Source organism: Pseudoalteromonas mucoides (assembly GCF_049257175.1).
GTDB lineage: Bacteria > Pseudomonadota > Gammaproteobacteria > Enterobacterales > Alteromonadaceae > Pseudoalteromonas.
In genome coordinates this window covers 118,467-136,427 of the sequence record NZ_JBMMUC010000016.1, presented here as the reverse complement: position 1 = coordinate 136,427, position 17,961 = coordinate 118,467, and the positions used below count along the sequence as shown (strand labels likewise).

Sequence of the window (17,961 nt, the reverse complement as noted above, 5' to 3'; positions counted from 1 at the left end):
GGTTAAGACGTTTTAATGGCATTGGTACAGACTACATTGAGAATTATTTAAGCTGGTTTAGGTTTATGGAAGATAACACTGAGTATTCAGATCAAACATGGATAAAAGAGGCATTATGATATGTATTTTCAATACCCACACTCAACTACAACACAGCCTATTATATCCAGTGTTTTTTAATGTTTGAATTTTATGACTCGCGCAAGAAAAAACCTCATTGATTTAGCAGCAACATCCTATTATCACTTATTCGTACGGTGCGTTAGACGTGCTTTTTTGTGTGGTGATGATAATTACACGGGTAAAAACTTTGATCACCGTCGAGAGTGGCTTATTAAGCGGATGAAGCTATTAAGTAGCGTGTTTGCTATAGAAATTGCAGCTTACGCGATTATGAGTAATCATTATCATCTCGTTGTGAATGTTAATAGGCGAGAAGCACTTGATTGGACTGATGATGAAATAATTGAACGTTGGTATCAACTTTATAACGGACATACATTGGTCGACCGCTATTTAAATGGTGAGCAATTAGATGAAACGAGTTTACGTTTCTTTAATGAGATAGTCGCAACATGGCGGGAAAGGCTTTACGATATAAGCTGGTATATGAAAAACCTCAATGAACACATCGCCCGTGAAGCCAATAAAGAAGACAACTGTACCGGCAAGTATTGGGAAGGGCGCCATAAGTCGCAAGCATTATTAGATGAAACTGCACTCCTCAGTTGTATGGCCTACGTTGATTTAAATCCTATTAGAGCCAACATAGCAGAGACGCTCGAAAACAGTGACTTCACCTCAATTAAAGAGCGTATAGTGCATTTTAAAGCCTTTAATGCAGACACGGCAAAACAGAGCAATCCACCAAAGCACAAAGACAATAATCAGCATGAAAGTCAGCCAACAGCACTAAAACCATTTGGTGGCAACCAGATTAAACACACGCTCCCCTTTGCTTTACTAGATTACATTGAATTACTTGATTGGAGTGGCCGTCATATTGTTTTAAAGAAAAAAGGGCATATAGATAACGCCACTCCCAGCGTACTGCTTACGTTGAATATAGAAGTGGCGCAATGGTTTGAATCAGTGCACCGTTTCAGGAAGCTGTACTCAAATTTTGCAGGTAGTAAACAACGATTAAAACAGCAGGCGGCAACCAATGATGTAAAATGGTACAAAGGAACGGGTTAACAGTTTTAATTAGATAAAGTGATTGAAAATAAGTGCTGAAATTCATGGATTAGCTGTATTAGTTTTGTACCGGTTATCGTTGCTGCATATGTTAAGTAATCTTAATAAATGGTAGTGTAAACAGCTTACAAGGTTCCGCTTCACAATTTTAGCAAGCTATTATCAGCTACTGAATGTAATGTTAGGGCTATAAGGATATCATCTATGAATTCACTCCTGTTGAAAGAAAAAATTGTTTTCAGTTTGTGCTGGTTACATGCATTTTAATTTTTAATTATAGGAGTGTATAAGTTCTTTAATCAAAGCATTTCCGGCCTGGAACTAATGAATATTTTCGCTGTATTTTTAATACTTATAGGTACCGGGTTAGCTCCCAGGATGTTTTTTACGCCTTTTAAAAAACTATTATCTGCATCATATAAACAAGAAGCTCTGATTAATATTAAGCTACAACAAAGTATAGTAGTAACAGGTGTTGTATTGGCTATTTTGTGTTTTACTTGGGATAAATTACTTTCACACAGTGCTTAAGCGGGACTAAAATGCTTGGCGGCTTGGTATTACAGAATCAGGTGAAACCATGAGGTAAATATGTTTTGAGTTAGCTTCTCATCAGATCGAGTTTGAGCGTCGGGTGTGCTCATAAACACCCTTTAAAGAAATATTAACTATGTCACTGTTCCCCCGATGATTGTCCAGCACTAAGCGCTTTAAATTATAAAACACCTTCCACTTTGTGAGCTGTGTTAATTTAAAATATGCCTGTCCTTTTTCTTTTTTTCGTCCCTGAAGATCAGCGAACCGATGATGAAAAGCTTTCTACAGGTTATAATGCAGTTACACAGAATCCGTTACAGGCTTATGAACTAATGATCATGGTAATAGGCAACTGCCAGATTTAATTGAATCCTTGCAATCAAGTCTGACAGATGTAAGTTAAAACTTATTTAAACTCATGATGTTTATTGGTTTAAAATTTTGTACTTAAGCCTAAAACAACAGTTCTTTCTTTTTCATAATAGCCAGCAAAGTTCGACTCATCTATTGCAAAATCTCGTCTATCTTCAGATGTGATATTATTGACTTCAAATGTTACATTTACATTTTCGGTCAAATCATATCCAAAATTTAGATTAACAATACTTTGAGCCTGGGTGAATAAAGGACTACCCGATACATTTTGATCACAGTTACCCGCTAAACAATTTAAATAATCATCACGGTAGCTATAAGTCAATCGAGCACCAAAGCCTGATTTTTCATAGTAGAGAATTGCATTGAAATTGTCTTTTGATGAACCCGGAAACCCAAATCCTTCATCACCTACATCCTTATCAAAACTTGAATCAACATACGTATAGTTAGCTTGTATACCTAACCCATCGAGTACGAAATCTAAAGGTTGGTTGCCACCAATTTCGAACCCAGCTAAATTACCGTCGGAATAATTTTCAAATTGTGATACGGGGATCAAACCTGCAGAGTTACCGTATTGCTCATACGATACTCTAGGGATGATAAAGTTGCTCACCATTTTTCTGAAGATACTAAATACGATTGCCCCATCGTTCTGTGTATAAAACTCAATAGTCGCATCAAAGTTGACTGAGCTCAATGGATCTAAGTTTGGATTCCCTTTAGAAACTGAGAGTGATTGACCCTGTTCATTTACAGAAATATTAGCTCTTGGGGCTAACTCTGATGGATCAGCCATCGTTAGTGTTTTAGAACCTGCAAGGCGAAAAACTACATCATCTGTAAATTTATAGCTTAGGTTAGCAGAGGGTAAAAGGTGTATATAATCATTTTTTATTTCTACTGGAGTTATTAAAGTACTAGAATCTGGTGGTAAATTGCCTGCAACAAGAGAGCCTGAAACTTCAGCACCTTTTGCTGTTGTTTTAACTTGCACAGCTCTTAAACCTACATTCCCCGACCAGTTATAATCAATATCAAAATTAGCCTGAGTGTAAAGTGCGAGTATCTTTTCTTTGAGTTGATAAGAAGAAGTAGGATCAACTGCTGGGACTAAACTTAAAGCCGGCAATACTGCTTTTGCTTCATCAATACTTAAATTGGGCAGTGCAGGGAAGATATCACCAAAATTTGTAACACCTTCGCCAAATGTTGCATTTAATGCACTTTCGGCTTCTCCTGGAGCGGCTGGATAACTAATGCCATCTCCTTGATCAAACCCTATCGAGTTAGCCACTAAGCCTACAGCTGTTCGCTGTGCATCTACGTCTCCAATTGAGTAGCGAAGGCCAAAGTCAATAGATGTAATGTTACCTTCTAATTCATAACTAAAATCAAATTTTACTCCATAATCTTTCGCGTCAAAAAAATCTCTTCGTGTAGCACCATTTGTAAAAGTAGCATTATTTGAATTAATCAGGTTTTGGCCAAAATCTATTAATAATGATTCATTTGTTGTCTCAAAACTTACTCCATTACCGCCATTCAAATCTACCAGCAGAGATGAGTATTGGAGGTCTTGTTCATATTCTGTATGTGAAAAATATAGGTCGGTGACCATATTCAGGTTGTTATTTATCTGCCAGTCGAAATTTATACCTGAAAGCGTTGTATTTGTTTTATTATTAAATAGGATAGGCATTAATTGACCTATAGGCTCACAACCAGTACAGCCATCAAAATCTACAGCTGTTAAATTTCCTTGTTCGTTAATATTTATAAAGTCTGAGTTTATAACATGGCCGCTCTGAAATGCAGCTCCTGAAGCATTATCTAAAAGGTTCAGCCGGCCTCTGTTGCGAAACGACTTATTGTCAAACTCCGTAGATATGTAGTCGGCAACAATTCGAAGATCAGATGATGGAGAAAACTGGAGTGCACCAGATATAGAATTAGTTAATCTATCTTCTCTAATAGGCTCTAAATTTACGGCACTAAATGTTGTTACAGTTGCAGTTCTGTCAGCTATTCCATCTGCGTTATCATCTAAATTAACATCAGCGAGGCTTGTGGTATTTATTGGGAAATTTTGATTTCGAGATGGATGCGATTCCCCTTGTAAAGCTGTTACATAGCCAGACCATACTTCATCATCACTTTTAAAACCGATAATACCATTCACTCTGTACCCTAGTTCTTCAGAAAGAGTGGGGTAGTCGGTTCGCACTGAAACTGAACCAACAACATTGCCTTCATCTTTATTTTTAAATAGATCACTCGGTTTTAGTAGCTGTAAATCTACAGAGCCTCCTAAACCTGATGCTGTATCAGAAGCCGTTGGTGTTTTTTTTACTATTACGCCTGAAAACATATTCGGTGGTAGTACATTTAAATTAACAGAGCGAACACTGCCTTGCCCACCCTCCCTACCAGCAGATAATAAAGTACGGCCATTAACAGTCGCAGTAACAAACTGTGGTCCTAAACCTCGTACACTAATTCGGTCTCCTTGCTGACCCCCATCATTTCTTTCAACTTGGACCCCAGGGACTCGAGACAAGCCATCCACAATATTTTCATCTGCAAATTTACCTAAATCATCGGCTGAAATTGCCTCTACGACAGATGCTGAATATCGTTTAATCATTTGTGAGCGACTTAAGCTTGAGCGAATACCTGTTACAGATATTGTTTCAATATCATCTTTTTCTATTTCGTTTTGCTGGGCTGCATTCGCTAATGTTGAAATAGTCAATGTGTTGATAATTGCTAAACTTAATGCGCTAACCTTTAGGGCTTTCTTCATTGTGTGTGTTCTCCATAGTTTAGTTAATAAAATTTACATTATTTTAAAATGACATATTAACAATTGCATATCAATACTTTTAAATATAAAAGTACACAATGACTGGTGGTAAAAAATATTTTCAGTAATTTCAATTATTTCAACTGATTATAAGCCGTCGTTAAGGTTTTAGAGCTAGTTTAAAAAAACGCACTCGTGGTGAAGTGGGTATTATTGTTGTGGTCATTCAAAACTCAAATGGTATTTACAGTAGAAAATCTGCTACAACCGAGTGTGTTTAGTTGATTAGTAAAGTTTGAAAGATTATTAAAGTCATAGGTTGCAACACTATATAGAGTTAACTGGATTGTTAAGCAATATCCATTTGTAGGAGTTTTATTTGCTGTCGACTCGCTAGAACACTTAACTCTAAAGTTTCTTTAAATTAAGGTTTTATGATTGTAAGTGGTTGTAATTTAATGCCTTTAAATGGTTTTTAGGAGGGGTTATGGTCTTGCCGTGTTTGAGTCGAGGCATACAGTATTTAAGTTACGAGCCACCCGCTATGGGTTGAGCCAGCCACACTGTTTAACCCCGTTAAGTGTTTTTAATGATTGCGTTTAGATTGGCTGTAAGCTTCTGACCTATCTTTATAGACTGCTAAATTACGCTTTCCTACATGTATGATCCTGCCTTGGTTGCATTTATGTTAATTGAATTTAAATTGAATGGTTTATCCATTCACTTGTGTTTATTGTTGTTTTATCTCTTTAAAATCAGCTACTTATAATATTTTGTTGTTTGTGGTTGTCTTTTTATTGTGTACGTTTAAATATAAAAATACACATTTATTGTTGACCGATTTTTAAATAAGTGCTTAAATCAAATCATGCTCAGGAAAGCTTGTTAGCAGCCAGGTAAATATTTTCAATTAATGTGGGAAAGGTCTTTTACTTGGACACGAATGGCCCACTAGAACAATATTTTTAGGATGTAGAAATGATAAATAAACATTTTGTTCTATTGAACAAAGAAGACAATGTTTTTGTATGTTGTAGAGAATTACTTGCTGGTAACTCGATAACGTTAGAAGGCGTCACAGTAACGATGACCGCAGATATTACTGTTGGGCATAAATTGTCTCGAACACAAATTGCCAAAGGTGACAAAATTTTAAAGTATGGTGTTGCCATAGGCTCGGCAACGCAAGACATCGCGTTTGGTGAACATGTTCACCTACATAATATGAAAAGTGATTATATAGCAAGCCATACTCGTCAATCGAAAGTAGGGGAAAAATCATGAAAGGCTATTTAAGGAAGGATGGTCGCAAAGGCATTCGTAACGTTATTTTGGTGACTTATTTAGTTGAGTGTGCCCATCATGTAGCAAGAGCGATTGTGAATGGCTCAGATCAAGACGATGTGCAGTTAATAGGTTTTCCAGGTTGTTATCCAAATGATTACTCTTTAAACATCATGGAAAAATTATGTACTCACCCAAACGTAGCGGGTGTGTTGATTGTGTCTTTAGGGTGTGAAGGGTTTAATCGAGAGCAATTGGCAAATACGATCACTGCGAGTGGCCGTGATGTTGAAACCTTGGTGATTCAAAAAACGGGTGGTACTCGTAAAACAATTGATGCTGGTTTAGCTAGCGTTAAGCAGCTTCGTCAAAGTGCATATCAGGCAGAAATTGTGCCTATGGATATCAGCGAATTGGTGGTTGGCACCATTTGTGGCGGTTCTGATGGTACCAGTGGTATTGGGGCAAACCCAGGTGTTGGCGTTTGTTTTGATAAGTTAATTACTGATGATGCCGTTTGTATGTTTGAAGAAACGGGTGAGTTGATTGGCTGCGAACAAATTATGGCTGAACGTGCCATCACCCCAGAGTTGGGCGTGGAGATCATGAAGTCGGTCGAAAAAGCTGAACGCTATTATACCAAAATGGGGTACGGTAGTTTTGCGCCAGGTAATGCGGAAGGTGGCCTGTCAACGCAAGAAGAAAAATCAATGGGGGCTTACGCAAAGTCGGGCAGTTCAAAAATACATGGTTTAATTAAACCCGGTGATATTCCCACTCAAGGTGGCTTATACCTAATGGATGTGGTCCCCGATGGCGAACCCATGTTTGGCTTTCCGAACATTGTTGATAACGCTGAGATAGTCGAAATGATTGCATCTGGTTCGCATATTATTTTATTTACTACCGGTCGCGGTTCGGTTGTTGGCTCTGCGATTTCGCCTGTAATTAAAGTGTGCGCAAACCCAGAAACCTATGACAATTTGTCAGACGATATGGATATTAATGCGGGTAAAGTGATTAAAGGCGAGGCAAGTGTCGATCAAGTTGGTGAAGAAATTTATCAGCTGGTACGCGAAGTTGCTCAAGGTAAGCCATCTAAATCAGAGGCATTAGGCCACCAAGAATTTGTTTTAACTTATAAGAAGTTTGAAGCAATTGGCCCAACTTGTTTACCTACAATTAGGTAGTGGAGTTAAGTTGTATGTTTAAAAAGAGACAAATTGGTAACACAACAGTAAAGGTATCTGAGCTAGGTTTTGGTGCGGCATCACTCGGTAATTTATATAAAAAAATATCGGATGATGAAGCCCAAAAAACATTGCATACGGCGTTATCTTTGGGGATCAATTTATTCGACACTGCGCCACGCTATGGCTTAGGGTTAAGTGAACGTAGAGTGGGCGATGTACTGCGCACTTGTGCTAAGTCTGATTATGTTATATCGACTAAAGCTGGGCGGATATTAACCCCCGATCGCAATGCCAAAGTAGATGAATTGAGATATGGCTTTGATACCCCGATGCCATTTGATGCCCATTATGACTATACCTACGACGGTATTATGCGTTCGTTTGAAGATAGCATTCAGCGTTTAGGCTTAGCAGCAATTGATATTTTGCTGGTTCACGATATTGGTGCTGATACGCATGGTGATAAAGACCCTTACTATTACCAACAATTAGTTTCAGGTGGCTATAAAGCACTGGATGAACTTCGCCAACAAGGCTTGATCAAAGCAGTCGGCTTAGGCGTCAATGAAACTGAAATTTGTGAAAGAGTGATGGATTTAGGTCAATTTGATTGTTTCTTATTGGCAGGACGTTACTCGTTATTAGAGCAAGATGCCTTAGATAGCTTTTTACCTAAGTGTCAGCAGTATGGCGCTTCGATAATCTTAGGCGGTCCTTATAACTCAGGGATTTTAGCGACAGGCGTACAAAATGGTGGCGTGCCGCATTATAACTATGAACCTGCACCTGCAGATATCATCACTAAGGTCAGTAAAATAGAAGATATTTGTAAGGAATTTGCGGTTCCTCTTGCAGCAGCCGCGCTGCAGTTTCCATTGGGTCATGATTCGGTTGCAACCGTTATCCCGGGCATGGGCAGTGAAAGCCGAGTGAGTAAAACAGTCGAGTTGTTTAAGCACGAAGTACCAGACGAATTTTGGTCAAGCTTAATTCAGGCTGGTTTATTAAGAGAAGATGCGCCACTTCCTAATAAAAGGTAAATGTTATGTCTCATACAGTGATCGATAGCCATCATCATTTTTGGCAGTTAAGCCGCGGTGACTACCAGTGGTTAACACCAGCGCTGACGCAATTGTATCGTGATTATTTACCTGAAGACTATACGCAAGCAGCCAGTCTGCATAAACCAGCTCAAACTGTGCTGGTTCAGGCGGCTGCCACAGATGCTGAAACTGATTTTATGTTAGCACTGGCTAAAAATAGTGCTGTTATTGGCGGGGTTGTGGGTTGGATTGATTGGACTCTATCTGAACAACAGGTGTGTCAACGATTATCAATCCTTTGCGAGCAGCAAAAATTTAAAGGTGTACGACCTATGCTGCAGGATATCGAGGATGTTGAATGGATTTTAAATCCCGCTTTTGCACCGATATTTAAGCAGTTAGAAACCCGGGGGTTAACCTTTGATGCGTTAGTTAAAACAGAGCACCTAAAGAGTATAAAAAAAATTGCGCAGCAGTATCCGCAGTTAAACATTGTTATCGACCACTGTGCTAAACCAGACATTGCCAATAATGAGTTTCAGACATGGGCAACCGCGCTAAGTACTTTTAAAACCTGTAGCAATGTGTATATCAAGTTATCTGGCTTAACAACAGAAGCGACAAGTGAGCAAACTGAGGTTGTAAATTTCATTCATTATTTACAGATTGTGACTGAAATTTTTGGTTCGTCAAGAATGATGTGGGGCAGTGATTGGCCGGTGGTCAATATTAACAGTAGTTACACGGATTGGTACTCATTAACCGAGCAACTAACAGCTGATTGGTGCGCAGAAGATAAACAAAACCTTTGGTCTAATACGGCGAAAGCTTTTTATAAATTAGTAAGTTAAGGAATATTCAAATGAAAAATAAAATAGCAGTAGTAACCGGCGGCGGCAGCGGCATTGGCTACAGTATTTGTAAAGCTCTCGGCGAAGCTAACTATAATGTAATCGTCCTTGATTTAAATTTAGCAGCGGCAGAAGCCACTGCCAAAGAAATTAAAACTACGGGCGGGCAAGCCGATGCATTCGCGGTTGATGTTTCAAATGCAGCAGCGGTGTCTGACGTATTTGCAACAATTGCACAAGACAACGAAAGTATTGATATCTTAATCAATAACGCGGGTATTGGTTCAGTTGGCACAATTGAAGAAACATCAGAGCAAGAACTAGATAAAGTCTATAACGTCAATGTTAAAGGTGTTTACAACTGTGCTGCCGCTGTTGTGCCTACCATGAAGGCGCAACGTGCCGGGATTATTATTAATATGGCGTCGATAGCGTCAACGGTGGGTATCCCAGATCGTTTTGCTTACTCAATGAGTAAAGGGGCTGTTTTAACGATGACATATTCAATTGCCAGAGATTATGTTGATTACGGTATACGTTGTAACTGTATTGCGCCTGGGCGTGTTCATACTCCTTTTGTTGAAAGCTACCTAGAAAAAAATTACGCCGATAACAAAGAAGAAATGTTTGAAAAGTTATCTAAAACTCAACCCATTGGCAGAATGGGAACACCGGACGAAATTGCAGGCTTAGTTCAGTATTTATGTTCAGAGCAAGCATCGTTTATTACTGGCACCAATATCCCGATTGATGGTGGGTTTGTCACTATTAATAACTAGTTTAATACTAAGCTAACACATAACACACAATAAAAAAGGTTGTCAAAATGAACAACACATGCGTAATGAGCAACACATCTCAAAAGTATGAAGTCGTACCTAAGGCGTTTTTAGCGTCATTTATTTTGGTGACGCTATGTTTCCCTTTATGGGGGTTTGCTAATGATATTACTAACCCTTTGGTGAAAGCGTTTTCTAAAATTTTGCAAATGAGCGCTGCCGAAGGCACGTTAGTGCAAGTTGCCTTTTATGGTGGCTATGGTTTGATGGCTATTCCGGCTGCTATTTTTATAAAAAAGTACACTTATAAAGCAGGCTTAATTTTGGGATTAGCTTTTTACGCATTAGGGGCTTTTTTATTTATACCTGCAGCGGGAGCGCAAGCGTTTGCGCCCTTTTTACTGGCATTCTTTGTAATGACCTGTGGTTTGTCGTTTTTAGAAACCAGTGCTAACCCGTATATTTTATCAATGGGGCCAAAAGAAACAGCTACACAACGTTTGAACTTAGCACAAGCATTTAACCCTGTTGGATCTTTGTTGGGTATGTTTATTGCCACCCAATTTATTATTCAAAAACTAAATCCGGCAACAGATGCACAGCGCAGAGAGCTCGCTGCCCAGGGATCTAATTCCGCTTTAGAGCAACTGGCTGCAATTACAAGTAATGACTTACAGGTTATTCGTAATCCTTATTTAGTGATTGGCTTTGTAGTACTTGTGGTTTTAATCATTATTGCGATTAAAAAGATGCCTACAACAGAAAAAAAATCGAGTGACTTAGATGTTCGCGGTACGTTTAAACGCTTGTTTGCAAACCGTAACTATCGTGAAGGGGTTATCGCACAAATGTTTTATGTGGGTGCACAAATTATGTGTTGGACCTTCATTATTCATTATGGCACTGAAGTGTTGGTTAAAACGGGTATGTCAGAAAAAGCGGCTGAAGCACAATCACAAATGTACAACATTTATGCCATGATCATTTTTTGTATAAGCCGTTTCGTTTGTACGTTTCTACTCAAATACATTAATCCGGGTCGCTTGTTAATGATACTAGCTGCGGCAGGCATTGGCTTTACTATTGCTACCATCTTTTTAGAAGGTATAGCGGGTATCTACGCATTAGTTTGTATTTCGGCTTGTATGTCACTTATGTTCCCTACAATTTATGGTATTGCACTAGCAGGGACTGGCGATGACGCGAAATTAGGCGCTGCAGGTCTGATAATGGCTATCGTCGGTGGCACGTTCTTACCAATGGCACAGGCATCAATCATCGATATGAACACAGTGCTGGATGGATTCTCTGCGACAAAAGCGTCGTTTGTACTGCCACTTATTTGCTTTGTTGTTATTGCAAGTTATGGCAAACGCTCTCAAAAAGTAGGGTAAATGATGAAACAGTATTGTTTGACGCTGGATCTCAAAGATGATCCTGAGTTAATTAACGAATATAAAAAGTACCACGCTAAGGGCAATGTTTGGCCTCAAGTGATTGATTCAATTAAACAAGCCGGAATTATAGATATGCAAATTTATTTGCTAGGTAATCGCTTGTTTATGACTATTGTGGCAACAGATGATTTTAGCTTTGCACAAAAACAACAAATGGACCTGATGAACAATAAGGTACAAGAGTGGGAAGCATTAATGAGTACATTTCAGCAAGCACTACCAGGTTATGAGTTGGGGAGTAAGTGGCAGCTGATGGAAAGAATTTTCGATTTAAATGAATAGTAATAATTAACGAACAGAGGTATTTATGAAATTAGTAAGATTTGGTGAAGTAGGTAAAGAAAAGCCAGGTATCTTAGATGCTGACAATGTACTTAGAGATGTATCAGAGCATATTAATGATTATGACAGCGCTTTTTTTGCTGAAGATGGTCTAGCGAAATTACAGAAAATTGATCTCGCTACTTTGCCTGCAGTTGCAGATAATGTACGTATTGCAGAGCCTGTCGCAGAAGTAGGAAAAATGATTTGTGTCGGGCTTAACTATGCTGATCATGCTGCTGAGTCTGGCATGGATGTACCGCCAGAGCCGGTATTATTTTTTAAAGCAACGTCATCAATTGTCGGTCCTAATGACAATGTTGAGTTACCTCCTAAGTCTGAAAAAAGTGATTGGGAAGTTGAGCTAGGTGTGGTGATTGGTAAAGAAGCGAAGTACGTATCAGAAGCCGATGCTATGGATTATGTTGCTGGGTTTTGTGTCGTTAATGATTTATCTGAGCGCGAGTACCAAATTGAGCGTGCAGGCCAGTGGTGTAAAGGTAAAGGCTGCGATACTTTCGGCCCAGTAGGACCATTTTTAGCTACACCAGATGAAGTGGATGACTTTAATAATTTAAGTATTTGGTTAGAGCTTAATGGTAAAAAAGTACAAAATGGTAATACTAATACTATGGTCTATAAAGTGCCTTTCTTAGTGCACTATATTAGCCAATATATGAGCCTACAACCTGGTGACATCATCAGTACGGGGACTCCTCCTGGAGTTGGTTTAGGTATGCAACCGCCAGTGTACCTTAAAGAAGGTGATGTAATGCGCTTAGGTATTGGTGGTTTAGGTGTGCAAGAGCAAACCGTTGTGCGCTATAAAGGTTAATAAGTGTAAGAGCAATTGAGAAACATAATTTAATTACTCTTAATTATTCTAAGGAATAGACGATGATTATATCTGCACCAACAGATTTCAGAGCAGCAGCCAAAAAGCGGCTGCCTCCATTTTTATTTCATTATATTGATGGCGGCTCTTATAAAGAAGATACACTGCGTCGTAATGTTGAAGACTTATCTAATATAGCGCTAAAGCAACGTGTATTAAATGATATGTCTAAGCTTGATTTGAGCACTGAAATATTTGGCGAAAAGTTAGATTTACCGATTGCTCTTGCGCCTGTTGGCTTAACCGGGATGTATGCGAGACGCGGCGAAGTACAAGCGGCTAAAGCGGCAGAAAATAAAGGTCTGCCTTTTATCATGTCAACGGTTTCAGTATGCCCTATAGAAGAGGTTACTCCAGCAATTCAAAGACCGATGTGGTTTCAGCTGTACGTGCTAAAAGATCGTGAATTCATGAAAAATGTATTGCAACGGGCTAAGGCTGCGGGTGTGACAACGTTAGTGTTTACTGTTGATATGCCTGTACCGGGCGCACGCTATCGGGATATGCACTCTGGAATGAGCGGTCCTTTTGCCTCTTCTCGGCGTATTCTCCAAGCTATGAAACACCCTAAATGGGCGCTGGATGTTGGGGTGTTAGGTAAGCCTCATGATCTTGGCAATATCTCTAAATATCGAGGTGCTCCCACCGAGCTTGAGGATTATATTGGTTGGTTAGGCACTAATTTTGACCCTTCAATTAGCTGGAAAGATTTAGAGTGGATCCGTGATTTTTGGGATGGCCCTATGATCATAAAAGGTATTCTAGATGTCGAAGACGCTAAAGATGCAGTCAAGTTTGGTGCTGATGGTATTGTGGTGTCTAACCACGGTGGTCGCCAACTTGATGGTGCAATCTCTTCCGCTCGTGCACTCCCTGCTATTGCTGATGCCGTAAAAGGCGATATGAAAATATTTGTAGACTCTGGTGTACGCTCTGGCTTAGATGTGTGTCGGATGCTGGCATTAGGTGCAGACTGTGCGCTATTAGGCCGCTCTTACATATATGCTTTAGCTGCTAGAGGTCAACTAGGTGTTGAGGAACTTCTTGATTTATATGATAAAGAAATGCGAGTAGCGATGACGCTGACAGGTGCTAATAGTATTAAGGAATTAAATCGAGATTTATTAATAACAACATGATGTGTGCTGTACGATAATCGTCTACTTAAAAGCCTATTGGGTTATTACTCAATAGGCTTAATTCGCTAAGATGAACACTAAAATTGCACAGCACTGAATTACATCTCTGGGGTATAACCTTTTTCTGCATTGTTTTACTATCAACTTGCTAACGACTAACAGCAACCATCTGTTTTTATTAGTAAAATAAAAGTTAAAGCGAAGCTGTTAACTATCTAATTTTCTTGAATAACTGCCAATAGTGTGAAATATTAGATACTGATTTAACAAGCAAATAACATCGCCTTTTGTCGAGTCCTGACATCATTTTTAGAGGAAATGTTATTCGGTTTTCATACTTTTTTGATTTTAGTTTACTGACTACTTATGCTTTGACCAGCACATAATGAGAGCTGTGACTTAATAAAAATAATTTAAAAAAATAAGCAAGAATTTGCTTTTGAGTGCAGGGTTAAAATGAGAAATATATTTAAAATTTTACTGGTTATTAGCTTTTCCGTTGTCGCTTTTCCTTCAAATGCAAATGATGACTGTCAATCTTGCCATCAACAAGAAACTGCTGATTGGCAACAATCCCATCATGCCAACGCAATGGCGGTTGCAAATGAAGAAAATGTGTTAGCAAATTTTGATAATGTAGCTGCTAAACACTTTTCTCAAACAGCTTTTTTTTATAAGAAGAACAACCAATTTCTTATCGATTTAACCGAAAACAAGGTAAAAAAAACCTACACAGTTAGCTATGTTTTTGGCTTTACGCCATTACAACAATATTTAATTGAGGTTGAAAAAGGGCAATATCAAGTATTTCCTTTTGCTTGGGATAGTCGTAGCTTAGAAGATGGTGGGCAACGTTGGTATGCAAATTATGAGAAAGAAGATGTTGCTCCAAACGACCGGTTGCATTGGTTACAGCCACTACAAAACTGGAATGGCATGTGTGCTGATTGCCATTCAGATAATTTAAAACGCAATTACAATATAGAAAAAGAGACCTTTGATACACACTTTACCAATATTAATGTAGGGTGTGCTTCTTGTCATAGTAATATATCGGATGACCATAAAGAAAAAATATCTAAGAAAAGCAATGAAATAGGGCCAAGCGATATGTCGCACTGGCAGTTTGCTGGCGATGATAAAATTGCCAGTTGGCAAGGCGAAGAGCGCGATAACAGTTTTATGGAAGGGTGTTATGCTTGCCATTCTTTACGCAGCCCACTGACAGATGGCTTTGATAATAGCAGTGAGTTTTTAGATCAGTTTAGCCCTTCTTTTATAGAGCCTAATTTATACTACCCAGATGGACAAATAAAAGAAGAAGTGTATGTTTTTGGCTCATTCAAACAAAGCAAAATGTATGCAGCAGGCGTAAATTGTATTGATTGTCATGACAAGCACACGATGAAGGTTAAAACTAAAACCAATGGCCTTTGTTTGCAGTGCCATAGCGCGACAGAATACGAAACAAAAACTCATCACCGCCATGAAGATAACTCTGCGGGTGCACAATGTGTAAATTGTCATATGCCAACCAAACGTTATATGGGGGTTGATGATCGTCGTGATCATAGCTTCAAAATTCCTCGCCCAGATATTTCTATAAAATATGACACTCCAAATGCCTGCGTGGAATGTCATGCAGATCAAACCAATGTTTGGGCTAAAGACACACTTGAACAATGGCATGGTAAAGCGCCTGACTTAAGTATTGCAGAGCACACAATGTTAGAGTTACGTTCACTAAACTCAGTGCCTTTTAATGCGCATATGAACACGATTAATAATTTATCCCTGAATGAAATCGACAGAGCAAGTGCCATTGCTTTTTTAGCAAATAGCGGTGTGGAGCTTAATAACTCAATTGTGGAGAGCTGGGTTAACTCTCCATTTCCTTTGGTTCGTTTAGCGATCGCAAGAATAGGGTTTTTGCTTCCTGAAATGGAACGGCTAAAAAGCTATAAACAGTTACTTAATGATAAATTTAAAGCGGTTAGGGTTGCTGCTGCTCAAAACTTAAGTAGCCAACAACGGCCGTCAAAAGAGCTGAGCCAAGCGATTGTGGAGCTTGCACATTCAAATAATATTAATTCATGGCGTGGTGAAGGAAACTTAAACCAAAGTATTTTAGCGTTGAATAAACAAGATGTTAATGCTGCGATTAAATCTTTAGAAAAGGCAATCTCTGTTGATCCTTATTTTGATGTCAGCTATGTCAATTTAGCGGACATATTTTTTCGATTGGGTCGAACCAACAAGATGCAGCAAACGATTGATAAAGGCTTAAGCGCCGTGCCGATATCTGCTCCGCTTAACTTTACCCATGGTATGGCATTAATTAGAGCGGGTGAAAAGCATAAAGCCGTGCAGTCTTTTAAAACCGCTATGGAATTAGACAATACTAATGAGCAGTATGCTTATTTATATTTCTTAGCGTTAGATAACGTAGGGCTTACAGCTCAGGCTGTTGAAGAGTTGCAAGCGAGCTTAAAGCATTACAATAATTCTAATAGACTGAGAGAATTAGCAATGGGCTTTATGCAAAAATTGAACAATACTAAGCGATGAGTTACACATCCGCAGTGCTGACTATTCATAACGGGTTATCTTACTCGTGAAACGCCACCGTGGTTTACGATATGTTGTAATGCATTCAAATAGAGCTGCAAGTTAGTGGTATTAGTTGTAATAGTTTGATTACCAAGGGATTATGTTGGTCTAATTACCGGGCGACTTTGACGTAAATAGCATACCAGCCAGTTATTTAACTGGCTACAGTTTGTGCGGTTTCTTGTAACACTTGCGATCTTTCAACTCTCAGTGCGGTAGTGTTCAAGTTATTTCTAAGCCACATGCTGCGCACACCACCTGCACTAATATCAACACCAAGTGACTCAGTCAGCTTCATTGCGACTTTCTGTTGACCAAGATGTGGATGCTCAATTGAGAATTGCACAACCGCATCTTCTATCGCTTGATCTACACAATTTTTATGTCGCAGGTTTGGAGTCTCTTGACGTTTTAAAGCATCAGGCCTTCCTTGCTTAACCAGCTTAAGGTGACGGTGAATAGTATCTCGCGATACGCCACTTTGACGTGAGGCTGCACTGACACTTCCAAGCTCCTCAATTAGCGCTAATACTTCAAGCTTTTTCTGTACAGCCAAGTCTTCTGATGCAAGTTTACTTGGTTCGTTTACCTCTGATATTTTAAGCTGTCGTCCAGCGAAGTGAGCAGTAAACTCTTTCTTACTCGTTTTTCTAATTTCTATTTTTTGATTGGCAATCGAGTATTTGAGCGGTGAATCAATCAAGTAAAACTTGTTGTCATAGCTGAAGGTATGATCATTACGTATTTTACGGTGTTCTTTGATGACGCAGATATCGTCTAGGTTGGTGTGTTTTGATAATGGTGTGAACTCAGAGCGTTGTTTCGATTTCACTTGTATTTTAGTTTGCCAGTATTGAGGAATAAAGACATGTTTAAGGTAAGCATTAGCCCCAGCAATATCATTGATATTATTTAACCTAAGCTCCGGCACTAGTCGGTCTTGAAAGGTATCAAACGCACGCTCAACACGCCCCTTACCTTGTGGTGAATTAGCAAAAATTATTTCAATACCTAATTCTTCACAGGCGCGTTGCATTTGAGAGAAGTTGCAACGCTTTGGCCCGCCGAATATACCAGCTCTGTCTACATAAAGCGTTTTAAACACACCTTGGGTTTCAATACATTCTCGCATTACCTTTAAGCAACCTACGGTCGTTTCTGAAGGAAAGAACTCGGCGTATACTTCACTAGTAGCATCGTCAATCATGATAACTAAACAGTGCTTTTTATCACCAAACAAATAATGCTTATATTATTAAGGTCATGATCGCTGCACACAACTAATTAGTGTATCAGTGCCTTGTGTGGGTGCTTATGTCTAAAAAAGGCACAAAGGCGGTTTATGGAATAGGGGTCATAGAATATTTCATGAAATGACACGGAAAATATCAGGGTAGTGGTCTAACTTTGAGGAAGATTAAAGGGCTAAAAAAGTGGTTTGGGCGCAAATCGGTAAAAACTGGAATTTTTA

12 protein-coding genes and 1 pseudogene are annotated in these 17,961 nt (G+C 39.0%); 11 read left to right on the top strand and 2 right to left on the bottom strand.

What is annotated here, in order from left to right; genetic code table 11:
• The first annotated feature begins 192 nt into the window (after positions 1 to 192).
• Entirely contained in the window at positions 193 to 1,197 is a 1,005-nt protein-coding gene (locus AAEU30_RS17160; protein ID WP_421961564.1) for a transposase, read from the top strand.
• A gap of 970 nt (positions 1,198 to 2,167) precedes the next feature.
• Here AAEU30_RS17160 and AAEU30_RS17155 read toward each other — a convergent pair.
• The gene (locus AAEU30_RS17155; RefSeq protein ID WP_421961563.1) at positions 2,168 to 4,918 is read right to left on the bottom strand and encodes a TonB-dependent receptor; all 2,751 of its coding nucleotides are present in this window, start codon (positions 4,916 to 4,918) and stop codon (positions 2,168 to 2,170) included.
• 978 nt (positions 4,919 to 5,896) lie between these two features.
• Between AAEU30_RS17155 and AAEU30_RS17150 the strand changes: the two genes are divergently transcribed.
• From AAEU30_RS17150 to AAEU30_RS17105, 10 genes are all read left to right on the top strand, one after another.
• On the top strand, positions 5,897 to 6,202 hold the full coding sequence (locus tag AAEU30_RS17150) for a UxaA family hydrolase (protein ID WP_421961562.1): 306 nt from the start codon (positions 5,897 to 5,899) through the stop codon (positions 6,200 to 6,202).
• Positions 6,199 to 7,392: a UxaA family hydrolase gene (locus AAEU30_RS17145; protein WP_421961561.1), complete on the top strand. Its 1,194-nt coding sequence runs from the start codon at positions 6,199 to 6,201 to the stop codon at positions 7,390 to 7,392. Before AAEU30_RS17150 ends, AAEU30_RS17145 begins: the two co-directional genes overlap by 4 nt.
• A gap of 14 nt (positions 7,393 to 7,406) precedes the next feature.
• The gene (locus AAEU30_RS17140) at positions 7,407 to 8,435 is read left to right on the top strand and encodes an aldo/keto reductase (RefSeq protein WP_421961560.1); all 1,029 of its coding nucleotides are present in this window, start codon (positions 7,407 to 7,409) and stop codon (positions 8,433 to 8,435) included.
• 5 nt (positions 8,436 to 8,440) lie between these two features.
• Complete coding sequence (locus tag AAEU30_RS17135) at positions 8,441 to 9,289, top strand: amidohydrolase family protein (RefSeq protein WP_421961559.1); 849 nt, start codon at positions 8,441 to 8,443, stop codon at positions 9,287 to 9,289.
• 11 nt (positions 9,290 to 9,300) lie between these two features.
• On the top strand, positions 9,301 to 10,068 hold the full coding sequence (locus AAEU30_RS17130; RefSeq protein WP_421961558.1) for an SDR family NAD(P)-dependent oxidoreductase: 768 nt from the start codon (positions 9,301 to 9,303) through the stop codon (positions 10,066 to 10,068).
• Between the two features lie 47 nt (positions 10,069 to 10,115).
• Positions 10,116 to 11,462: an L-fucose:H+ symporter permease gene (gene fucP, locus AAEU30_RS17125; RefSeq protein WP_421961557.1), complete on the top strand. Its 1,347-nt coding sequence runs from the start codon at positions 10,116 to 10,118 to the stop codon at positions 11,460 to 11,462.
• Complete coding sequence (locus tag AAEU30_RS17120; protein ID WP_421961556.1) at positions 11,463 to 11,807, top strand: L-rhamnose mutarotase; 345 nt, start codon at positions 11,463 to 11,465, stop codon at positions 11,805 to 11,807.
• 25 nt (positions 11,808 to 11,832) lie between these two features.
• The gene (locus AAEU30_RS17115) at positions 11,833 to 12,681 is read left to right on the top strand and encodes a fumarylacetoacetate hydrolase family protein (RefSeq protein WP_421961555.1); all 849 of its coding nucleotides are present in this window, start codon (positions 11,833 to 11,835) and stop codon (positions 12,679 to 12,681) included.
• Between the two features lie 62 nt (positions 12,682 to 12,743).
• A complete protein-coding gene (gene lldD, locus AAEU30_RS17110; RefSeq protein ID WP_421961554.1) occupies positions 12,744 to 13,880 on the top strand; it encodes an FMN-dependent L-lactate dehydrogenase LldD in 1,137 nt (378 codons plus the stop codon).
• Between the two features lie 456 nt (positions 13,881 to 14,336).
• Complete coding sequence (locus tag AAEU30_RS17105) at positions 14,337 to 16,448, top strand: multiheme c-type cytochrome (RefSeq protein WP_421961553.1); 2,112 nt, start codon at positions 14,337 to 14,339, stop codon at positions 16,446 to 16,448.
• Positions 16,449 to 16,644: 196 nt separating this feature from the next.
• On the opposite strand, the pseudogene AAEU30_RS17100 reads toward AAEU30_RS17105, so the two are convergent.
• Positions 16,645 to 17,736, bottom strand: a pseudogene (locus AAEU30_RS17100) (helix-turn-helix domain-containing protein); the annotation flags it as partial.
• Positions 17,737 to 17,961: the final 225 nt, after the last annotated feature.

Coding starts and splice junctions, on each gene's coding strand:
- AAEU30_RS17160 (WP_421961564.1), top strand. CDS start 193: ATGACTCGCGCAAGAAAAAACCTCATTGATTTAGCAGCAACATCCTAT.
- AAEU30_RS17155 (WP_421961563.1), bottom strand. CDS start 4,918: ATGAAGAAAGCCCTAAAGGTTAGCGCATTAAGTTTAGCAATTATCAAC.
- AAEU30_RS17150 (WP_421961562.1), top strand. CDS start 5,897: ATGATAAATAAACATTTTGTTCTATTGAACAAAGAAGACAATGTTTTT.
- AAEU30_RS17145 (WP_421961561.1), top strand. CDS start 6,199: ATGAAAGGCTATTTAAGGAAGGATGGTCGCAAAGGCATTCGTAACGTT.
- AAEU30_RS17140 (WP_421961560.1), top strand. CDS start 7,407: ATGTTTAAAAAGAGACAAATTGGTAACACAACAGTAAAGGTATCTGAG.
- AAEU30_RS17135 (WP_421961559.1), top strand. CDS start 8,441: ATGTCTCATACAGTGATCGATAGCCATCATCATTTTTGGCAGTTAAGC.
- AAEU30_RS17130 (WP_421961558.1), top strand. CDS start 9,301: ATGAAAAATAAAATAGCAGTAGTAACCGGCGGCGGCAGCGGCATTGGC.
- fucP (WP_421961557.1), top strand. CDS start 10,116: ATGAACAACACATGCGTAATGAGCAACACATCTCAAAAGTATGAAGTC.
- AAEU30_RS17120 (WP_421961556.1), top strand. CDS start 11,463: ATGATGAAACAGTATTGTTTGACGCTGGATCTCAAAGATGATCCTGAG.
- AAEU30_RS17115 (WP_421961555.1), top strand. CDS start 11,833: ATGAAATTAGTAAGATTTGGTGAAGTAGGTAAAGAAAAGCCAGGTATC.
- lldD (WP_421961554.1), top strand. CDS start 12,744: ATGATTATATCTGCACCAACAGATTTCAGAGCAGCAGCCAAAAAGCGG.
- AAEU30_RS17105 (WP_421961553.1), top strand. CDS start 14,337: ATGAGAAATATATTTAAAATTTTACTGGTTATTAGCTTTTCCGTTGTC.